This window comes from Acidisphaera sp. S103 (assembly GCF_009765975.1).
In the GTDB taxonomy this organism is placed as follows: domain Bacteria; phylum Pseudomonadota; class Alphaproteobacteria; order Acetobacterales; family Acetobacteraceae; genus Rhodopila.
Map to the genome: position 1 here is coordinate 1 of NZ_LMUJ01000105.1, position 780 is coordinate 780.

Here is a 780-nt window from a genome sequence, read left to right on the forward strand (position 1 = left end):
ACGTAGACGCCGTAATAGTTGCCGCTGACGATCGTGCCGGCATTGGTCACCGTGCCACCGGCATACAGCCCCACGCCGCCGCCGTCGGACGGCGAGATACCCAGGATAAGGCCACTGTTGGCCACCGTTGCGGCGCCGCCGACAGCGCGGATGCCGTAACGGCTCCCCTCGATCAACGCCCCCGCACCGGTGTTGCTGACCACGCCGCCTGCCAACAGCGTGACACCGAACTGCGCGCTGCCGGCGTTGACCGTGCCGGTGTTGCCCAGGCTGCCGCCGCCGGCCACGGTGACCGTCGTATCGATCAGGCCCGCATTGCCCAGCGTGCCCGCGTCGGTCAGCACGACTGCGCTGCCGATGGTGTCGGTGCTGTCCAACTGCCACGTGGCACCGCTGTCGACGGTGATTGTGCCGAAGCCGCTAAAGATGGTACCGAACCCACTCAGCGTGCCGGTGGCGTCGTCGCCTTGTGCCAGCTCCAGCGTGTTGGTGCCCGAGCCGCCCGCCACCTTTCCCTGAAACACGGCACCCGGGTCGAGGATCACCCGATCGGCGTAATCGCCGGCGAACCGCACCGCATCGACGGCACCGCCGATGGTGCCGGCATTGATCACCGTGCCGGCACCGCCGCGGATGTAGACGCCGTAGCTGATTGTGCTGTTGATCGACCCGATGTTGCTCACTGTGCCGCCAGCAAACAAGCCGACGCCGTCGCCGCTGATAATGGTGCCGCTGTTGGTCACCGTGCCGAGGCCGCCGTTGACGTAGACGCCGTAATAG

Annotated in this window: 1 pseudogene; it reads right to left on the reverse strand. The window is 67.1% G+C overall.

Features of this window, described 5'->3' with window-relative positions:
• Positions 1–780, reverse strand: a pseudogene (locus GSQ89_RS34885) (hypothetical protein); the annotation flags it as partial.